Source organism: Bacillus sp. 0909A (genome assembly GCF_036765115.1).
Classification (GTDB): domain Bacteria; phylum Bacillota; class Bacilli; order Bacillales; family Bacillaceae; genus Bacillus; species Bacillus mojavensis.
On sequence record NZ_JBAIZU010000001.1, the window covers coordinates 525,917 to 544,073 of the forward strand.

An 18,157-nucleotide genomic window follows, 5' to 3' on the forward strand; every position below is an offset into this window, starting at 1 on the left:
TCAAGAATGGTGAGGAATATGAATACATTTTATGATGTACAGCAGCTATTAAAAACATTTGGACACATTGTTTACTTTGGTGACAGAGAGCTTGAAATTGAGTTTATGCTCGATGAATTAAAGGAACTATATATAAATCATATGATTGAGAAGGAGCAGTGGGCTAAAGCCGCAGCTGTCCTTCATAAAGAGCTGGAACAATCAAAAAAACGGAAGAGATTTACGTAAAGGTTAAGGTGATCAAAATGGACGAGATATGGTTTGCGGGCATTGATCTTGGAGGAACGACGATAAAACTCGCATTTATTAATCAATATGGAGAGATTCAGCATAAATGGGAAGTGCCGACCGATAAGTCCGGTGATACCATTACCGTGACAATAGCAAAAGCGATTGACAGCAAGCTGGATGAGCTTCATAAACCAAAGCACATCGTCAAATATATAGGAATGGGCGCACCAGGGCCAGTAGATATGGCAACTGGGGTCGTTTATGAAACGGTGAATCTTGGCTGGAAAAACTATGCTTTAAAAAATCATCTGGAAACGGAAACAGGCATCCCTGCGATTATAGAAAATGATGCGAATATTGCCGCGCTCGGAGAAATGTGGAAGGGGGCGGGTGACGGCGCAAAAGACGTCATTCTCGTTACGCTAGGTACAGGAGTTGGCGGCGGTATTATTGTGAATGGGGAGATTGTGCACGGAATAAATGGCGCTGGCGGAGAAATCGGCCATATTTGCAGCATCCCTGAAGGCGGGGCGCCGTGCAACTGCGGTAAAACAGGCTGTATTGAAACCATCGCGTCGGCAACTGGCATTGTTAGAATTGCAAAAGAGAAAATTGCAGAAGCTAAAAAGCCGACACAATTAAAAGCATCTGAGCATTTAACGGCACGAGATGTATTTGAAGCAGCAAATGAAAATGATGAATTAGCTCTCGAAGTTGTCGATTATGTAGCAAAGCATCTCGGCCTGGTGCTTGGCAATCTGGCCAGCTCGCTTAATCCGTCAAAAATTGTTCTTGGCGGTGGCGTTTCAAAAGCCGGAGAATTGCTGAGATCCAAAGTCGAAAAAACATTCCGTATATGTGCCTTTCCGCGTGCTGCGGAAGCGGCTGATATATCTATTGCGGCGCTTGGAAATGATGCGGGCGTTATCGGAGGAGCGTGGATCGCTAAGAATGAATGGCTGAAACACCAAAATTGTTAAATTTGTGAAAATGAAATTGATTTTTTGTTATGTTCAGGTTAAGATTTAATTTGATGTGTTAATGAGAATGTTGAGAATAGACTGATTTTTTTGAGCGTGCTGCATAGGAGGTTGAAATGCGAAAACCGTTTTTTTCGATGATTTCATTTATGCTGATTGCCATTTTAATGATGTGGCTGAAAACGTATGTTGTTTACAAAACCAGTTTTCATATTAAAATTGACAATCTTACGCAGGAATTTATTCTGTTTATCAACCCATTGAGCTTTTTGCTGCTTATTTTTGGCTTCAGCCTGTTTTTAAAGGGAAGAAACAGAAATCGTTACATTATTGCCATGAGTTGTATTGTCACATTTGTTTTGCTGGCGAATATGGTTTTTTATCGTTTTTACAATGATTTCCTAACGATTCCGGTTCTTTTTCAAACGAGCAATATGGGTGATCTGGGAAGCAGCATCGGAACGCTTCTTGAGCCGACAGACCTCCTTTTGGCTGTAGATATCGTGATTTTAATATGGCTTCATATGCGTCAAAAAGCCTTTCAATCAGACATCCCCTCCACGAAAAATGAACGGGCGGCATATTTTCTGTTTGTGGCTTCCGTTTATTTCTTCAACTTAGGTCTGTCTGAGGCAGAACGGCCGCAGCTATTGACACGCTCATTTGACAGAGAAATGCTTGTTAAAAATATCAGCCTGTTTAATTTTCATATTTATGACGGAGTACTTCAGTCGAAGCAATCCGCACAAAGAGCGCTGGCTGACAGCAACAGCCTGACGGAAATTGAGAACTATGTCACAGCCAATGCGAAAGATGCCAATAAGAACTTATTTGGCGCCGCAAAAGGCAGAAACGTCATCCTTGTATCTCTAGAGTCGACGCAAAGCTTTGTGATCAATGAAAAGGTGAATGGAAAAGAAATCACCCCGTTTTTGAATGATTTTATAAAAGAAAGCTATCACTTTAGTAATGTTTACCACCAAACCGGGCAGGGGAAAACCTCTGATTCTGAATTTATCGTTGACAATTCGCTTTATCCGCTTGGACGAGGCGCTGTGTTCTTTACAAATGCGGGCAATCAATACATGGCCGCGCCTGAGATTCTCAAAAATAACGGGTATTATTCAGCGGTGCTTCATGCCAATAATAAGAGCTTTTGGAATCGCGATTTAATGTACGATTCATTTGGATATGATTCATTTTTTGATATTGAATCGTATGATGTGACTGACGATAATTCAGTCGGCTGGGGGCTGAAGGATAAAGAATTTTTTGAACAGTCTTCAGAGCTGATGAAAAACCTGCCTCAGCCGTTTTACTCTAGGCTGATCACACTCACGAACCACTTTCCGTTTGATCTTGATGAAGAGGACAAATTGATTGAGGAATATGATTCAAGCAGCCAAACGTTAAACAAGTATTTCCCGACTGTGCGTTATCAGGATGAGGCGCTGAAACGGTTTATCGAAAAGCTGAAGGAAGACGGCTTATATGATAACTCCATTATTGTTTTATACGGTGACCATTATGGGATATCGGAAAACCATAATGAAGCGATGGGGCAATTTTTAGGGAAAGAAATTACACCATTTGAAGAAGTGCAGCTCCAAAAAGTGCCGTTTGTCGTTCATATTCCTGGAATTACAGACAAGAAGCCGAAAACGATTGACAAGGTAGGCGGACAAATTGATATCCGGCCGACGCTGATGAATCTGTTAGGTATTGATACAAAGAACCTCATTCAATTCGGCAACGATCTGCTTTCTGACGATAAACTGGACTTTACAGTGCTGCGTGATGGCAGCTTTATCACAGACCAGGTCGTGTATACTGATGGTCTATGTTATGACAAAGCGACAGGAAAGCCTTTGAAAGAGGCAAAGCAATGTGAAACATTTGCAGATAAAGCGAAGCAGGAGCTTTCACTTTCCGATGAAATCATTTACGGAGATTTGTTACGATTTTATGATCAGGAAAGGCTGGACAACTCGTCAAAAAGAAAAGAACAAATTCTTGATCAGGCTTCATGATCATAAAGTCTCCCGTATCAAAAAACGCGGGAGGCTTTCTTTTTTAAAAAACGCCGTCATATAGTAACAAAAAGGGGGATGAGGATGGCGTTTATTACGATAAAACCTGAGATCAAACACAATTTGGCTTTAGTGGCAAGAGAACTGAAGATAGATGAGACATTGCTTAGAAGTGCCAATCAAACAGCACAGAAACATCAATTGTACTGTCCTGGTTATAAGATTGTAGAAGGCAATGATAAGGAGCTTCAATCCATTCAGGAAGTAAAGCGCTTTTTACACCCGCTGCAGCTGCAGCCTGCTGATAACTGGCTGGAGCAGGAAAAAATCTATGACTTTCTTGCTGTCGAAGAGGAAATAAAAAAAATAGTCAATGTGTTTCCGTTTGTTTCATGCCGGGAAATCGGACGTTCCGTTTTGGGCAGGCCGATCTGGGAGCTGACAGTTGCGGGCGAGCATACCTCCAAAAAAGTTCACATGAATGCATCGTTTCATGCGAATGAGTGGATTACCACGAGTGTACTGCTGAAATGGCTGAAGGAGTATTGCCTCTCTTTATGTCATAATACTACTTTCTATGGCTTTACTCCTTTGGAGCTGTTCAGCCGAACCTCTCTGTCTCTTGTTCCTCTTGTGAATCCGGATGGTGTTGATCTTGTCTTACACGGATCAGCGGGCATGGGAGACAGGAGAGATGAACTTGAAAGACTAAACTGCCATCGTCCGGATTTTAATGAATGGAAGGCAAATATTAACGGCGTTGATTTAAATAAACAATTCCCGTCTTTATGGGAAATTGAAAAATACCGCAAACCGAAAATGCCCAGCTACCGAGACTTTCCTGGAACTTCTCCGCTTACGGAGCCGGAATCCATTGCGATGCAGCAGCTGATAACGGCGGATCCGCCTGACAGGCTGCTGGCCCTTCACACTCAGGGAGAAGAAATCTATTGGGGATATAAAGGCCTTGAGCCTGAAGAATCGGCTTCTGTAATAAAGGATTTTGAGGCGATAAGCGGAAACATTTATAAAGGAATTAAGGATATTGACAGCTATGCGGGATTCCGCGACTGGTTTATTCATCACTATTTTAAAGAAGGTTATACGGTTGAACTCGGAAAAGGTCAAAATCCCTTGCCGTTTGAGCAGTTTACACAGATTTATCAGGCGACAAGCGGGATCTTATGGAGGTCGTTATTTTTTCTTGACTAACTGAAACTTTTTCTTTTTCGTGCCGTATCAAATATGGGACAATAAATATGATCGGAGGGGGAGGCTGATGAGATCAGTTTGTTTGATTCTGCTGTCAGCATTGTTAGTTTGTTTATCGGCATGCGAACCGTCTCATCAGCAGCAAAAACAGGCAGCGACGGCAAAAAGTGAGGAAAAAGAGATTGTTCCGCTGCCAGCAGGAAAAGCGGACGGAGCGGAAGGCTGGCTTAATAACAACACAATTCTGTATACAGCCTCAGATCCGACAAAAACAGAGCTTCTTGCATATCAAATCTTTAATGGTAAAACGGAAAAGCTCTATCAGACGGATGGTCAAATCGTTGATGTTCAAATCAATCCCAAGAAACAGATGATTCTGCTGCAGATCACGCATAGCCAACAGACAGCAGTAGTTTTGCTGAATCACAAAGGGGAGACGCTGTACCAGAAAGAATACGAAACGTATGAGCTGGAGGCAGCATGGAATCAGTATGATCCATATCAAATGATGGTTACGGTATTCACTGAAAACTGGGACTTCAATACATATTTCGTGGATGCCAAAAAAGACAAGTCTGCTTTAAGTCCAATACAGGTTCCGTTTGTCCATTGGACCTCAAAAAACACATTTGACTATCTAAAAGAGGGAAGAAACGATAAAGAAGGCCCTTTGTATACGTATGATATTGCTTCTGAAAAGGAGAAAAGGCTCGAGGGGGATGTCCTTTACTTTGATTCTTTTCATGATATGAGCTTTACCGTCAAAGTAGATTCCGGAGAGAACGGCTTGTATGAGTTTACATCACCGCAATCGAATGGTGAAGCAGTTACAGCAGAATGGCCGCTACAAACCAAATATACAAGCCTGGCTCCGATGGAGTATGATTATGATGAGGCTGGCGGACTGTTTTATACGTTTAAAGAAAGCGGGGATGCATATAAGCTGTCAGCGATCGATATGAAATCGGGAAAGGCGCAGGATCTTTTTACTTTGCCTGAAATGGAGCCGATACAAGTATCCCCGAACGGAAAATATGCGTTGTACGGGTTTCATTTTGAGCGCATGATATCATTGAAATCACATGAAATAAAGCCAATCATCATTGATAAAAAGGAGATGGAATAATTAATGGCTATCGCAGATGTAACCATTATCCCAATCGGAACAGAAACACCTAGTGTAAGCGCCTATGTGGCGGATGTGCAGAAAATCTTAGAGGGCTATAAAGCCGAAGGGAAAATCAAATATCAGCTGACACCGATGAACACACTGATTGAAGGCGAGCTCAGCGACCTTTTCACTGTGATTCAGGCGATTCACGAAGCGCCGTTTCAAAAAGGGCTTCACAGAGTGGCGACCAACATTCGTATTGATGACAGACGCGACAAAAAAACGACGCTTGAAAGTAAAATAGAAAGCGTGAATAAACATTTATAGCAATAAAAAACAAACCTGTATCCCATTGGGTACAGGTTTTAATGTGCAGTAGGATAACCGCTGTTTATCACCGTCATCACTGTAAACCAGCCAAACACACACAAGGTGGCTCCGGCTAATAAAAATCCAAGTATATTTTTGTTTTTCACAGAACGCAAGACTCCCCATAAAGCGAAAAGAGCGACAAGGCCGAAAATCACGACAAGTAACATTACGCAGCCCCCTTTACATTGAAAAACCTGCAATTCTTTCCATTTTTATTCTACCCGTTTTCAGTGTGTTTGTCGATAGCGTTTTCATAGCGATTGTTTGAATCTTTTTTCAAAAACCCTCATAATAGGAGCATAAAAAGGAAAGAGGTGAGAAAAGTGAAATGGAGAAGAATGCCTGTAGGACCGATTCAAGCGAATGCATATTTTTTAATCAGTGATGATCAATGCCTGATTTTTGATCCGGGCGGCGAAGGGGATAAAATTAATCAATACATAAAAGAAAAAGGATTAACGCCTTTAGGCATTTTACTGACACACGCCCATTTTGACCATATTGGAGCGCTGGATAACGTGAGAGACAGATGGGATATCCCTGTCTATCTGCATCAAAATGAAAAGAATTGGCTTACAGATGCCTCATTGAACGGCTCAGGAATGCTGAGAGGGATAGAAGTGACAGCTAAGCCGGCAGATCATTTAATTGAAGGGGACGGTGAGCTGAATATCGGGCCTTTCCATCTGGAGACGCTATTTACACCGGGACATTCCCCAGGAAGCGTTTCATACTACGTGAAGGATGCCGACCTGGTGATTTCCGGTGATGTCCTGTTTCAAGGCGGGATAGGCCGTACAGATTTACATGGAGGCGACCAAGAAACGCTGCTTACGTCTATCCATGAAAAATTGCTTACGCTGCCTGAGCACACGTTGGTGTTAAGCGGACATGGCCCTGAAACTGACGTGCAGACTGAGCAGGATCAAAATCCGTTTTTAAATGGATTTTCATTATAGAAAAAGAGACAAACCGGTGAGGTTTGTCTCTTTTTGCATTTAATGTCCTCCGCCGCCTGGTACCATAATAAAAATGGAATAGTATGTGAAGCCGGCAAAGAAGATGGTTAAATAAGCGCCAAAGATATAAATGTACATCCGTTCTGTTAAATTCAAATACGATAGAAACACAAATAAGATCGTCTGTCCAAAAAATAAAAGGGAAGCATCTTTCATATCACCTAAATAAAACATGACTGCAAATATTCCCGTCCAAAATCCTAACACCCGGAACATGCGATTCATTTTTTATCCCCTCCCGAGAGTCCCTCTGACTGTTATTATAATAGATCACGGACAAAAATGTAAACATTTTCATTATTAATATGAAAAATGGTATTTAACCCTTTGATTGCGTTTTCTATTATATGTGCGGTTTTTTAGAAATAACCCGAAAAAAAGTTCAATAAATGGTTTAAAGAAAAATTGATACGGGTAGTTATTCTACAAAGAGATGGTTAACTGGAGGAGGAAAAAACATAATGGAACAATTAACTTTTTACTCATACCCAAGCTGCACGTCATGCCGAAAAACAAAACATTGGCTCAAAGCGCACCAGATTGAATTTAACGAACGGCACTTATTCAGAGAAACTCCAACGATGGATGAATTAAAGTATATTTTATCTTTAACGACAGAAGGAATTGACGAAATTTTAGCAACAAGAAGCCAAACCTTCAAAAATTTAAATTTAAACATTGAAGAAATGACTGTAAACGAAGTACTTGAACTTTTAATTGAGAAACCGAAGCTTTTGCGCCGTCCGATTCTCGTGGACAACAGGAAGCTTGTTATCGGCTACAATCCGGGAGAACTGTTAAAGTTATCGAAGAAGAAAACGGTTCATCAATCTGCATGATGAAAAACCGAAGATCCGCTGATTTGCTTGAATCAGCTTATCTTCGGTTTTTCACGGTTCAGAAACTGGGCTAGCTGGATTCGAACCAACGATCACGGAGTCAAAGTCCATTGCCTTACCGCTTGGCTATAGCCCACTGAATGTAAAAATAGTATGTGTAACGTGAGACAAGTTATACAAATCAATTATAAATTTTTTGAAAGATAAACATCACAGGAGGTAACCGATTAAAATGAAAGCTCTAGATCAGTATTTAACAGAGCACAAAGAAGATATTACACTTCAATGGCTGGAAACATGCACGTTAAAAGGAACTTTACTGTATTCTGCTAAAGATCAGCAAAAATTAGAACAAAAGTTAAAAGAGCAGCATGAATCATTGGTAGCGATTGTAGCAAAATCCATTAGAAAAGAAGATGTGAAGGATGAGCTTAAGCAATGGTCACTTCAATGTGCCCGAGACCGTGCTGTTCATGAGGTGACTGTGACGGAAAGTGCCGGTCAGTTTAACGCGTTCAGACACATTATGTGGCAATGGATTCAGGGTTTCAGTGAAGCTGCTTCTTCCCAAGAAATCGGCATTCAGGAGGTATTTGAGTGGAGCAAGATTTTGAATCAAACGATTGATGAGATTATCGAGGTATTTACAGAAGAATATCACCAGGTCACGGTGATCCAATTAAATGCGCAAAAAGAAATGATCAATGAATTGAGCGCACCGATTATGCCGATTTCTAAAGACATTGGAATTCTTCCCCTTGTTGGTGAAATTGACACGTACAGAGCGAGAACCATTTTGGAATCCGTTTTGGCCCAATGCTCGGCGTTAAAGATTTCATATTTATTTTTAGATATATCCGGTGTTCCCATCGTTGATACGATGGTTGCCTATCAAATCTTTAAAGTGATTGACAGCACTAAACTGCTGGGCATTGAGACGATTATTTCAGGAATCAGGCCTGAAATCGCCCAGACTGTTGTGAAGCTCGGATTAGATTTTTCGAAGGTGAAAACAGAGCAAAGTCTTGCTAAAGCTTTAGCCAACAAAGGATTTAAGATAGAAGAATCTTAAGATGTTTCTTGCTTGATGTATTTTTTTGAAGCACGTTCAACACGCAAGAGAAGCAGCAGCTGAACAGCCTGTGCTATGGCTATTCAGCTTTTTTTACTTCGATAAACAAAATATGGTGACTGTCAATTTCTTTAACCTTGAATGAGTAGCCATCATATTCAATGACACTTTCGGGCTCGGCGTCTATGTTCTGTGTGAGAAACCAGCCTCCGAGCGTATCAACTTCAGCATCTGATAAATCAGTTCCAAGCAGGTTATTTACGTCACTGATTAATAATTTCGCATTTAATAAATAATGATCTTTTCCCAGTTCACGAACATGAGGCACTTCATCTGAATCGAATTCATCGCGTATTTCTCCTACAATTTCTTCAATAATATCCTCGACGGTGATCAAACCTGAAGTTCCGCCATATTCATCAATGAGAATTGCCATATGGGTGCGTTCCTTTTGCATTTTGATGAGTAATTTGTAAATCGGAATGGTCTCAATGACATGAATGACAGGCTGTATGAAGGGTTCAATTTTGTGCTTCTGAAAAGAAAAGTCTTTCGTCAGCAATGAAAACAGCACTTCTTTCATATTGATCACACCGATGACGTTATCTTTATCTTCCTTAACAATCGGGTACCGGGTATATTTGGTCTGCTTAACCGTTTCCCGCATGCTTGGGATTGAGTCATCCTCAATTGACAAACTGACCATTTCGTTTCGTGGCACCATAATTTCCTTTGCCATGCGTTTATCAAATGTAAATATATTATTCATATATTTTAATTCGCTTTTTCTGATTTCTCCGCTTTTATAGCTTTCGGTCAACAGTACTCTAAGCTCTTCCTCCGTATAAGCCAGTTCATGCTCTGATGCCGGCTTCAGCCCAAAAAGCCCCGTGATTAATCGGGCAGACTGGTTAAGGAGCCAAATGAACGGAAACATGATTTTATAAAACCAGATTAATGGTTTCGCGAGCATCAGCGTAATGCTTTCTGCTTTTTGAATCGCGAAGCTCTTCGGTGCCAGCTCCCCAATGACGACATTTAAATACGTTACCACTAAAAAGGCGATAATAAGAGAAAGAAGATGGGTAAGCGACTCGTTTAAGCCTGCTTTATGAAAGAGCGGCCGAAGCAGAGTCTGTACGGTCGGTTCACCCAGCCAGCCGAGTCCTAAAGCTGCGACCGTGATGCCCAGCTGGCAGGCTGATAAATATTCGTCAAGATGAGTGACCACATGTTTTGCCGCTTTAGCCCCTTTTCTTCCTTTTGCGACAAGCTGATCAATTCTGGATCGTCTTACTTTTACGATCGAAAATTCTACGGCGACAAAAAATCCCGTCAACAAAATTAAAAACGCGACTGCTAATAAATTGATAAATTCCAAAATAAACTGCCTTCTCCAAGGAAGGCATGCACCTCCCTTTCCGATGTCTTTCTACATTCCATACCACCGGGAATAGCTCACAAAACATGTGATAAAGTGCCTAAATGGTTTAGGAATGCTTTTCATTGGGCAATTAAAGAACAAAAGAATAAAAGTCTGGAGGAGCGTAACATGAAGGTACATACAGGTGAAGATTGGTTTTGGTACCAAATGGGGCCTCAGGAAAGAGATAAGGCAAGAGATCTGATCCATTACTCTCATTGGCCGCAATGTGAAAAATGGTTTGAAAATAATCATCATATTAACTTTTTGCGCGTGGATACAACAGAAGCGGAGAATGAAGCGGTATTCGGCTCGATCGTATATGATCAAGGGCTGAACGAAGAACAGGATCACACCGTATTTCACTTTTATATCACACGGCAATATTTTTTCACCATCAATTTTGATTTCTCTATATTAGAAGGGATTAAGGGAAAACAAGTTGTCCAGCAAATGAAAAGAGCGGACAATGCCATAGAGGGGTTCTTAATACTTCTAGAGGAATTAATGAATGCTTATTTAATCGGTGTCGACAAATTTGAAGTGAGATTGAGAGAGCTTAGGTGGCAAATCAAGGATGACAACAGCAAAAGTATTTTAAACCGTGTTCATTTACTGCGCCATGAGCTGATGATTTGGAAAAACTTGATCTTAAGCGCCAAAAAACTTGAGATGGCGTTAAAAGAAACCTTCTTGCCTCAAAATGAAGGGAAAAAGGATTATCAGCGCACGCATCTGAAAATTGACAGAGGTTTCACATACATCAGTGAATTTGAGGGGGAGCTTAACAACCTTTTGCATTCAGAAGAGGTCATTACTTCTCATAGGGGAAATGAAATCGTAAAAGCCCTTACTATTTTCACGACGCTTTTTACGCCGATTACAGCACTTGGCGCCCTTTGGGGAATGAACTTTTCGGTGATGCCGGAGCTGAATTGGAAATACGGATATCTTTTTTCTCTATTTTTAATTTTCAGTTCAACAATTCTGATTTACCTGTATCTGAAGAAAAAAGGCTGGACGGGAGATATGCTGCAAGAAAGGAAGAGAAAAAATTCACGAAAAAGGCACAGGCAGTAGATGCTATTCTAATTTGTGGAATCATCTAATCGGGACTTTGTCATCACAAGCTTAGCTGAAGATCAAATAGAAGCGCCAAGCTAGTGACATCATGGGCACAGAAATCGTTGCCGGTCATCCGGATAGGCCTGACGCTGGAGCGAGTCAGCTTATGGCAGAGCATCAAATCCGCCGTTTACCGATTCTTGAAAATGAAGGTTTAACGGGTATTGCGTTAGGTAATCCTTCCGTTAAGAAATACACAGACCAGAAAGCCTAAGCATTAAGTGACATTTCTAAATCAGCATAACAAACAGTCGGGAAGAGGCAGCTGCCTCTTCCTTTTTATTTTGTATACGATAAACTGATCGCCGTTTTTAGTTAGTGTCAAACTCCGATTTTATCATTCCCTCGTTAGAAGCCAGAGCCGGACTGCGTACATCTGTCCATTAATCTCTTTTCATATCCTTATTAAAATCGAAAATCATGTGATACATAAAGCTGACTTTCAATTTTTACAGGAGTAAATGACTTTTTTAGGTTGTAAATAGATCAGAAAATCATATTTTCTTTGTTTGATTACCATGTCTTCTTTTTCTACAATACGCTTTGAAAGGAGAGGGAATCAAATTGGATACGATAGAAAACATAAGTAGAACCTTAATTGAAGAGGCATATAAGACGAAGGCCTCTGACATTCACATTGTGCCTAGGGAACGGGACGCGATCATCCATTTTCGGGTTGACAACGCGTTGCTGAAAAAGCGAAACATGAAAAAAGAAGAGTGTGTAAGGCTCATTTCTCATTTTAAGTTTCTCTCAGCTATGGACATTGGGGAGAGAAGAAAGCCGCAAAGTGGATCGCTTACTCTAAAATTAAAAGAGGGTGACGTTCACTTAAGGATGTCAACGCTCCCGACAATTAACGAAGAAAGCCTCGTTATCAGAGTGATGCCTCAGTATAATATCCCTTCGATTGACAGACTGTCTTTATTCCCACAGACAGGAGCCACCTTGCTTTCATTTTTAAAACACTCCCACGGCATGCTGATTTTTACCGGACCAACAGGCTCTGGGAAAACAACAACGTTATATTCTCTGATCCAATATGCAAAAAAACATTTTAATCGAAACATTGTCACACTTGAAGATCCAGTGGAAACGAGGGATGAAGATGTTCTTCAGGTGCAGGTGAATGAAAAAGCCGGTGTCACATATTCCACAGGGCTGAAGGCTATTTTGCGCCATGACCCCGATATGATCATTTTAGGTGAGATTAGAGATGCTGAAACAGCCCAAATCGCGGTGCGGGCAGCGATGACTGGTCATTTAGTGCTGACGAGCCTTCATACGAGAGATGCCAAGGGCGCGATTTACAGGCTTCTTGAATTTGGCATTAATATGAATGAAATCGAGCAAACGGTTATTGCGATAGCGGCTCAGCGTTTAGTTGATTTGGCTTGCCCGTATTGTGAAAACGGATGTTCTTCAGTGTATTGCCGACTGTCACGAAACGTAAGGAGAGCAAGCGTATACGAGCTGCTATACGGGAAAAACCTTCAGCAGTGTATTCAGGAAGCGAAAGGGGACAATGCAAATTACCAATATCAAACGCTGCGTCAAATTATAAGAAAAGGGATTGCGCTCGGCTATTTAACGACAAATAACTATGACCGGTGGGTTTATCATGAAACGGATTAGAAAAGTTTGGCCGTTAAAGGATCAAGCCTATTTACTGAAAAGGCTGGGTGAAATGACAGCGGGCGGATACAGTCTTTTAGACGGATTGCGCCTGATGCAGCTGCAAATGAATAAAAGGCAGCTGGCGGACTTGGCTGCCGCAATAAGACGGCTCAGAGAAGGAGAATCGTTTTACCATGTATTAAAGAGCTTGTCATTTCATAAGGAAGCTATTGGTATTTGTTATTTTGCTGAAACACATGGAGAATTGCCAGCTTCCATGATTCAGAGCGGGGAGCTGCTGGAACGAAAAGCAGCGCAGGCAGAACAGATAAAAAGGGTGCTGCGATATCCTCTTTTTCTCATCTTTACCGTTGGTGTCATGCTCTATATGCTGCAAAACATCATCATCCCTCAGTTTTCCGGTATATATCAATCGATGAATGTAGAAACCTCACGCACAACAAACATCATTTTTGCGTTTTTTCAGCACCTTGATGCCGTCTTCATATTAATGGCCTTTTTGGCCGCAGGGATAGGTCTTTATTATTGGTTTGTGTTTAAGAAAAAATCCCCTGACCACCAAATGCACATTTTCGTAAGCATTCCTTTGTTTGGAAAGCTGGTCAGGCTGTTTAACAGCTACTTTTTTTCTTTACAGCTGAGCAGTCTTCTGGCATCAGGACTTTCTATTTATGACAGTTTGAAAGCATTTAGCCATCAAACGTTTCTCCCTTTCTACCGCCACGAAGCTGAACAAATGATTGAACGGTTAAAAGCCGGTGAAACCATTGAAACTGCTTTATACAAACGGCCTTTTTACGAAAGTGATTTTTCAAAAGTAATATCTCATGGCCAGCTAAGCGGGCGCTTGGATCGGGAACTCTTCACATACAGTCAGTTTATATTGCAACGGCTTGAGGACAAGTCACAAAAATGGACAGGCATTCTTCAGCCCATTATTTACGGATTTGTGGCAGCAATGATTTTAATTGTGTATTTATCGATGCTCCTGCCTATGTATCAGATGATGAATCAAATGTGAAAGGAAGAGGCTGATGAATGAGAAAGGGTTTACACTTGTTGAGATGCTAATCGTGCTCTTTATTATTTCTATTTTGCTATTGATCACCATACCGAATGTAACAAAACATAATCAAACCATTCAGAAAAAAGGCTGTGAAGGCCTGCAAAACATGATAAAGGCGCAGGTAACAGCATATGAACTCGATCATGACGGGAAGACACCAAGCCTCGGCGATTTACAGTCAGAAGGCTATGTGAAAAAGGATGCGGTTTGTCCAAATGGAAAGCAAATTATCATTACCGGCGGGGAGGTTAAGGTTGAACATTAAATTAAAAGGAGAAGCCGGCTTCACCCTTTTAGAAAGCCTGCTTGTTTTAAGTCTCGCCTCTATTATGCTGATTGCGGTGTTTACCACGCTTCCTCCTGTTTATGAAAATACAGCTTTACGGCAGACAGTATCACAGCTGAAAAACGATATTTTACTTGCGCAGCAGACTGCAATTTCCAATCATCAAAGAACAAAAATTCTTTTTCGAGAGAAAAAATATCAAGTAATCATAGGTGACACTGTTATAGACCGTATTTATGATAATGGTCTTTTAGCAGAGACACTGACATTAAAAGACCGATTGGAATTTAATGAGAAAGGGCACCCGAATATAGGCGGAAAAATACGTATAAAAGGGCATGCTGCCTATGATATAACAGTTTATTTAGGGAGCGGAAGAGTCAATGTGGAGAAAAAATAAAGGCTTTTCTACAATTGAAACAATGTCTGCCCTCAGCATATGGCTGTTTATGCTTCTGACAATAGTGCCGTTGTGGGATAAGCTGATAGTTAATGAACATATGGCGGACTCCAGAGAAATTGGCTATCAGATTGTTAATGAAAGCATAGGCCAATATATGCTGACAGGGGCAGGAAATTCATCACAAACTGTTTCAATGAACAATAACAAATACTCGATGACATGGGAGGAGGAGGGAGAATATCAAAACGTATGTATCTCATCAGACGCCTATAAAGACAAGCCATTTTGTCTCAGCATTTTGCGGACAGACTGGCTATACGCTTCTTAATGTGCTATTTTCGCTTTCTGCCTATTTGCTCATATCAGGATCGTTAGCGATGTTCTTTCATTTATTTTTGGCACGTCAACAGGAGAATGAGGGCTTCATGCAGCGAGAATGGATCATTTCGGTAGAGCAGATTATGAATGAGTGCAAGCAGTCGCAGACTGTGCAGACAGCTGAGCATGGCAGCGCCTTAATCTGCAGAAATCTGTCTGGGCAAGAGGTCCGTTTTGAAACCTACCATTCAATGATCAGGAAAAGAGTAGACGGGAAAGGGCATGTTCCGATGCTTGGCCATATTAAAACAATGAAAGCAGAGGTTAGAAAAGGGATGCTTTGGCTGAAAGTCAAGAGTGAGAATGATAAAGAGTATCACACCGCTGTTCTGGTATATACGTCATTAGGTGGTGGGTGAATGCACTGCTCAAAAGGGTTTATCTATCCAGCCGTTCTTTTTACATTTGCCCTTGTGCTGCTGGTTGTGAATTTCACCGCCTCTCAATTTGTTTCACGCCATATGTTTGAGAAGGAAACAAAAGAATATTACACAGGAGAAAATCTGCTGCAAAATGGTGCGCTTCTATCCATCAGGCACATTCTTGAGCACAGACAAGGCCAAAAGGGTTCACAGCAGCTTCCATATGGACAGGTTTCTTATGACATTCGCGAAACAACCATAAAAGAACAGCAAGAAATCACCCTTAAAGCCATCACAGAGTCGGGAACAGAAAAAAGCGCCCAGCTGCTGTTCGATCAAAATCAGAAAAAACTGCTGAGCTGGACAGAATAAACCAGGGGGATGTGTATAAAAAAAGTCGTGTGAGCCAACACTTCATAATAACTGAATGATGAGGTGATCACGTGAAAACGAATGATTATGTCAAATATATGACTCAGCAATTTGTAAAATATATAGACACTCCGAAAGATGAGCGAAAAGAACGAAAAGAGGTTCGGAAAGAAACAAAAACGCCAGCTTCTCAGCATTGGTTTGGTATTTTACCTTATGGTTTTAGGCTATGGCTGAAAAGAAAAAAATAAATTGTGCCAATATAACGAACAAGGTCCTTCACATGGAGGACCTTATTGATATTCTTCTAAAATTGCAATTTTATTCACCTTTTGACTATAAGGATCGAATGAAATCGTGACAAACACGCCGAATTCCTTTGAGCCTTCTCTCAGGGTTAAATGATATTGCTTCACAGCTTCATCTTTTCTTTTGCGGTCCCAAACTTTTTGTTTAACCAGTACCTGTGCGAGCGGGTACCTTTTTTTTGCTTCTTTTACAGCAAGCTCTTCCCATTTTGACATGTGGCGGGCGGTTACAAGCGGCCCTTCTTCTGCTTGAACGGCAGCGGTGCTGAAACCTAGAAGAGACAGACAAATCACACATTGTTTGATCATAAGCCGTCACCCTTTCTTTGTTGTTTATTATTGCCAAATGTTAGCCTGATATGCGTTTAATTTCTCACATAACAATCCCAAAAAATTGAAAAAACTTAAAAAGGTGAGCAATATTAAGTAAGGCTATGCAATATGATGAAAACATTCTCTTAAACGAACGAAATGGCGGATTTTGGTGTTTTTCAATCCGTCATTCGTTGATTATACTCAATTTGTGCGGTTCTTAAAAGAGAACGATTGTCACATCTAGTTACAGTGTTTTACAGGAGGTAAGGTATGTTTCGATTGTTCCGCAATCAGCATAAGGCTAAGACGAAACTGAGATTGCTGCTTGTTTTTCAGCTTTCAGCCATATTCAGTCTGACAGCCGCGATATGCTTACAATTTAACGGAGATACAAGCGCTGCTTTTCATGATATTGAAAACTTGGATGTTTCGCTTCAAACGTGTGAGCACTTTCAACATACAGATAAAAACTGTCATTATGATAAGCGGTGGGACCAAAGTGATTTGCACGTGGTGAATCAAACAGATACAAAAGGTACTGTCTGTTCACCTGTCAGTCTATTTGCCGAGCTGGAAAACAGAGGCGAGAAACTTAAGAAATCGAAATGGAAGTGGGAGCTTCATAAACTGGCAAACACCAGCAAACCGCTAAAAGACGGGAACGTAATAGATAAAGGATACGTTTCCAACCAAATAGGCGAATCACTTTACAAAATTGAAACAAAGAAAAAAGTGAAACCCGGCATTTATGCGTTTAAAGTATATAAACCGGCCGGCTATCCGGCGGACGGCAGCAGGTCTGAGTGGTCGGAACCAATGACAATTGCGAAGTGTGACGAAAAACCGACAGTACCGAAAAAGGAAAGTCAGCAAGCTGCGAAAACTCAGCACAATCAAGCAGAAAGTGACAGAAAAGAAGAAACAGATAAAGAAAAAACAGCTGACAAAGACGTAACTGAAGACAAAGAACATCAACCAGTTCAGAAGGAAAGCGGGGAAGAGGATGAAAAAAGCATTAAAGCTGATCAGTAATATCCTTTACGTTATCATCTTTACTCTGATTATTGTGTTAACGCTTGTTGTGATATCAACACGTTCATCCGGGGGAGAGCCGGCAGTATTCGGATACACGCTGAAATCAGTACTGTCTGGCTCAATGGACCCTGAATTTAAAACGGGCTCATTAATTCTCGTGAAAGAAATCACAGATGTAAAAAAGCTCCAAAAGGGCGACGTAATCACATTTATGCAGGATGCAGACACTGCGGTAACCCATAGAATTATTGATATTACAAAGCAAGGCGATCATTTGTTATTCCAAACAAAAGGGGATAATAATGCTGCAGCGGATTCTGCGCCTGTGTCGGATGAGAATGTCCGCGCGCAATATACAGGTTTTCAGCTTCCTTATGCCGGCTACATGCTTCATTTTGCCAGTCAGCCGATCGGCACTGCTATTTTACTGATTGTTCCAGGCGTTATGCTACTGATCTACTCCTTTGTGACAATCAGCAGTGCGATCAGAGAGATTGAAAGAAAGACGAAGGTCTTGGAAACAGAGACAAAGGACAATACGATGTCCACTTAACATCAGTTGTAAACCTGGCAACAGGTT

Annotated in this window: 23 protein-coding genes, 1 tRNA gene and 2 pseudogenes; 21 read left to right on the plus strand and 5 right to left on the minus strand. The window is 41.1% G+C overall.

Annotated elements, in window-relative coordinates; translation table 11 throughout:
* Positions 1–18 precede the first annotated feature (18 nt).
* From V6D42_RS02770 to V6D42_RS02795, 6 genes and pseudogenes are all read left to right on the plus strand, one after another.
* A pseudogene (locus V6D42_RS02770) lies at positions 19–235 on the plus strand (YqgQ family protein).
* Positions 236–245: 10 nt separating this feature from the next.
* Entirely contained in the window at positions 246–1,211 is a 966-nt protein-coding gene (glcK, locus tag V6D42_RS02775) for a glucose kinase GlcK (RefSeq protein WP_333512305.1), read from the plus strand.
* Positions 1,212–1,327: 116 nt separating this feature from the next.
* Positions 1,328–3,241, plus strand: coding sequence for an LTA synthase family protein (locus V6D42_RS02780; RefSeq protein ID WP_333512306.1), 1,914 nt, complete (start codon positions 1,328–1,330; stop codon positions 3,239–3,241).
* Between the two features lie 84 nt (positions 3,242–3,325).
* Positions 3,326–4,453: a M14 family metallopeptidase gene (locus V6D42_RS02785; protein WP_333512307.1), complete on the plus strand. Its 1,128-nt coding sequence runs from the start codon at positions 3,326–3,328 to the stop codon at positions 4,451–4,453.
* Positions 4,454–4,520: 67 nt separating this feature from the next.
* On the plus strand, positions 4,521–5,579 hold the full coding sequence (locus V6D42_RS02790; RefSeq protein WP_333512308.1) for a hypothetical protein: 1,059 nt from the start codon (positions 4,521–4,523) through the stop codon (positions 5,577–5,579).
* A gap of 3 nt (positions 5,580–5,582) precedes the next feature.
* Complete coding sequence (locus V6D42_RS02795) at positions 5,583–5,891, plus strand: MTH1187 family thiamine-binding protein (protein ID WP_333512309.1); 309 nt, start codon at positions 5,583–5,585, stop codon at positions 5,889–5,891.
* Positions 5,892–5,929: 38 nt separating this feature from the next.
* Here V6D42_RS02795 and V6D42_RS02800 read toward each other — a convergent pair whose 3' ends face one another.
* Positions 5,930–6,103 (minus strand): DUF2759 domain-containing protein, encoded by a 174-nt coding sequence (locus V6D42_RS02800; protein ID WP_010334935.1) that lies wholly within the window; start codon positions 6,101–6,103, stop codon positions 5,930–5,932.
* Positions 6,104–6,259: 156 nt separating this feature from the next.
* On the opposite strand from V6D42_RS02800, the gene V6D42_RS02805 reads away from it, so the two are divergent.
* The gene (locus tag V6D42_RS02805; RefSeq protein ID WP_333512310.1) at positions 6,260–6,895 is read left to right on the plus strand and encodes an MBL fold metallo-hydrolase; all 636 of its coding nucleotides are present in this window, start codon (positions 6,260–6,262) and stop codon (positions 6,893–6,895) included.
* 39 nt (positions 6,896–6,934) lie between these two features.
* Here the strand turns inward: V6D42_RS02805 and V6D42_RS02810 are convergent, their stop codons facing one another.
* A complete protein-coding gene (locus tag V6D42_RS02810; RefSeq protein WP_003226300.1) occupies positions 6,935–7,180 on the minus strand; it encodes a DUF2626 domain-containing protein in 246 nt (81 codons plus the stop codon).
* Positions 7,181–7,413: 233 nt separating this feature from the next.
* On the opposite strand from V6D42_RS02810, the gene mgsR reads away from it, so the two are divergent.
* Entirely contained in the window at positions 7,414–7,794 is a 381-nt protein-coding gene (gene mgsR / locus V6D42_RS02815) for a transcriptional regulator MgsR (RefSeq protein WP_333512576.1), read from the plus strand.
* Between the two features lie 65 nt (positions 7,795–7,859).
* Here the strand turns inward: mgsR and V6D42_RS02820 are convergent.
* A tRNA-Gln gene (locus V6D42_RS02820) sits at positions 7,860–7,930 on the minus strand.
* Between the two features lie 96 nt (positions 7,931–8,026).
* Between V6D42_RS02820 and V6D42_RS02825 the strand changes: the two genes are divergently transcribed.
* The gene (locus V6D42_RS02825; RefSeq protein ID WP_333512311.1) at positions 8,027–8,866 is read left to right on the plus strand and encodes an STAS domain-containing protein; all 840 of its coding nucleotides are present in this window, start codon (positions 8,027–8,029) and stop codon (positions 8,864–8,866) included.
* A 79-nt stretch (positions 8,867–8,945) separates the two neighbouring features.
* Here V6D42_RS02825 and V6D42_RS02830 read toward each other — a convergent pair.
* Positions 8,946–10,275, minus strand: a pseudogene (locus tag V6D42_RS02830) (hemolysin family protein).
* A 143-nt stretch (positions 10,276–10,418) separates the two neighbouring features.
* Here V6D42_RS02830 and V6D42_RS02835 point away from each other — a divergent pair.
* From V6D42_RS02835 to V6D42_RS02880, 10 genes are all read left to right on the plus strand, one after another.
* Positions 10,419–11,369, plus strand: coding sequence for a magnesium transporter CorA family protein (locus V6D42_RS02835; RefSeq protein WP_333512312.1), 951 nt, complete (start codon positions 10,419–10,421; stop codon positions 11,367–11,369).
* Between the two features lie 91 nt (positions 11,370–11,460).
* Positions 11,461–11,628, plus strand: a complete 168-nt coding sequence (locus tag V6D42_RS02840; RefSeq protein WP_333512313.1) for a hypothetical protein — start codon at positions 11,461–11,463, stop codon at positions 11,626–11,628.
* Between the two features lie 350 nt (positions 11,629–11,978).
* On the plus strand, positions 11,979–13,049 hold the full coding sequence (comGA, locus tag V6D42_RS02845; RefSeq protein WP_333512314.1) for a competence protein ComGA: 1,071 nt from the start codon (positions 11,979–11,981) through the stop codon (positions 13,047–13,049).
* Positions 13,036–14,073 carry a competence type IV pilus assembly protein ComGB gene (gene comGB / locus V6D42_RS02850; RefSeq protein WP_333512315.1) on the plus strand — a complete coding sequence of 346 codons (1,038 nt, stop codon included), beginning with the start codon at positions 13,036–13,038 and terminating at the stop codon, positions 14,071–14,073. The genes comGA and comGB overlap by 14 nt, the downstream gene beginning before the upstream one ends.
* A 13-nt stretch (positions 14,074–14,086) precedes the next feature.
* Positions 14,087–14,383: a competence type IV pilus major pilin ComGC gene (gene comGC, locus V6D42_RS02855; RefSeq protein ID WP_333512316.1), complete on the plus strand. Its 297-nt coding sequence runs from the start codon at positions 14,087–14,089 to the stop codon at positions 14,381–14,383.
* The gene (gene comGD, locus V6D42_RS02860) at positions 14,373–14,804 is read left to right on the plus strand and encodes a competence type IV pilus minor pilin ComGD (protein WP_333512317.1); all 432 of its coding nucleotides are present in this window, start codon (positions 14,373–14,375) and stop codon (positions 14,802–14,804) included. Before comGC ends, comGD begins: the two co-directional genes overlap by 11 nt.
* Complete coding sequence (gene comGE / locus V6D42_RS02865; protein WP_333512318.1) at positions 14,788–15,135, plus strand: competence type IV pilus minor pilin ComGE; 348 nt, start codon at positions 14,788–14,790, stop codon at positions 15,133–15,135. The genes comGD and comGE overlap by 17 nt, the downstream gene beginning before the upstream one ends.
* 1 nt (position 15,136) lies before the next feature.
* Positions 15,137–15,544 carry a competence type IV pilus minor pilin ComGF gene (comGF, locus tag V6D42_RS02870; RefSeq protein ID WP_333512319.1) on the plus strand — a complete coding sequence of 136 codons (408 nt, stop codon included), beginning with the start codon at positions 15,137–15,139 and terminating at the stop codon, positions 15,542–15,544.
* Positions 15,545–15,919, plus strand: coding sequence for a competence type IV pilus minor pilin ComGG (gene comGG, locus V6D42_RS02875; RefSeq protein ID WP_268445890.1), 375 nt, complete (start codon positions 15,545–15,547; stop codon positions 15,917–15,919).
* A gap of 71 nt (positions 15,920–15,990) precedes the next feature.
* Positions 15,991–16,170, plus strand: coding sequence for a YqzE family protein (locus V6D42_RS02880; RefSeq protein ID WP_003236949.1), 180 nt, complete (start codon positions 15,991–15,993; stop codon positions 16,168–16,170).
* 42 nt (positions 16,171–16,212) lie between these two features.
* On the opposite strand, the gene V6D42_RS02885 is transcribed toward V6D42_RS02880, so the two are convergent.
* Entirely contained in the window at positions 16,213–16,536 is a 324-nt protein-coding gene (locus tag V6D42_RS02885) for a YqzG/YhdC family protein (RefSeq protein ID WP_333512320.1), read from the minus strand.
* Between the two features lie 276 nt (positions 16,537–16,812).
* On the opposite strand from V6D42_RS02885, the gene tapA reads away from it, so the two are divergent.
* Together tapA and sipW are read left to right on the plus strand one after the other, a co-directional pair.
* Positions 16,813–17,574 carry an amyloid fiber anchoring/assembly protein TapA gene (tapA, locus tag V6D42_RS02890; RefSeq protein ID WP_333512321.1) on the plus strand — a complete coding sequence of 254 codons (762 nt, stop codon included), beginning with the start codon at positions 16,813–16,815 and terminating at the stop codon, positions 17,572–17,574.
* Positions 17,546–18,130, plus strand: a complete 585-nt coding sequence (gene sipW / locus V6D42_RS02895) for a signal peptidase I SipW (RefSeq protein WP_333512322.1) — start codon at positions 17,546–17,548, stop codon at positions 18,128–18,130. Before tapA ends, sipW begins: the two co-directional genes overlap by 29 nt.
* The last annotated feature ends 27 nt before the right edge of the window (positions 18,131–18,157 follow it).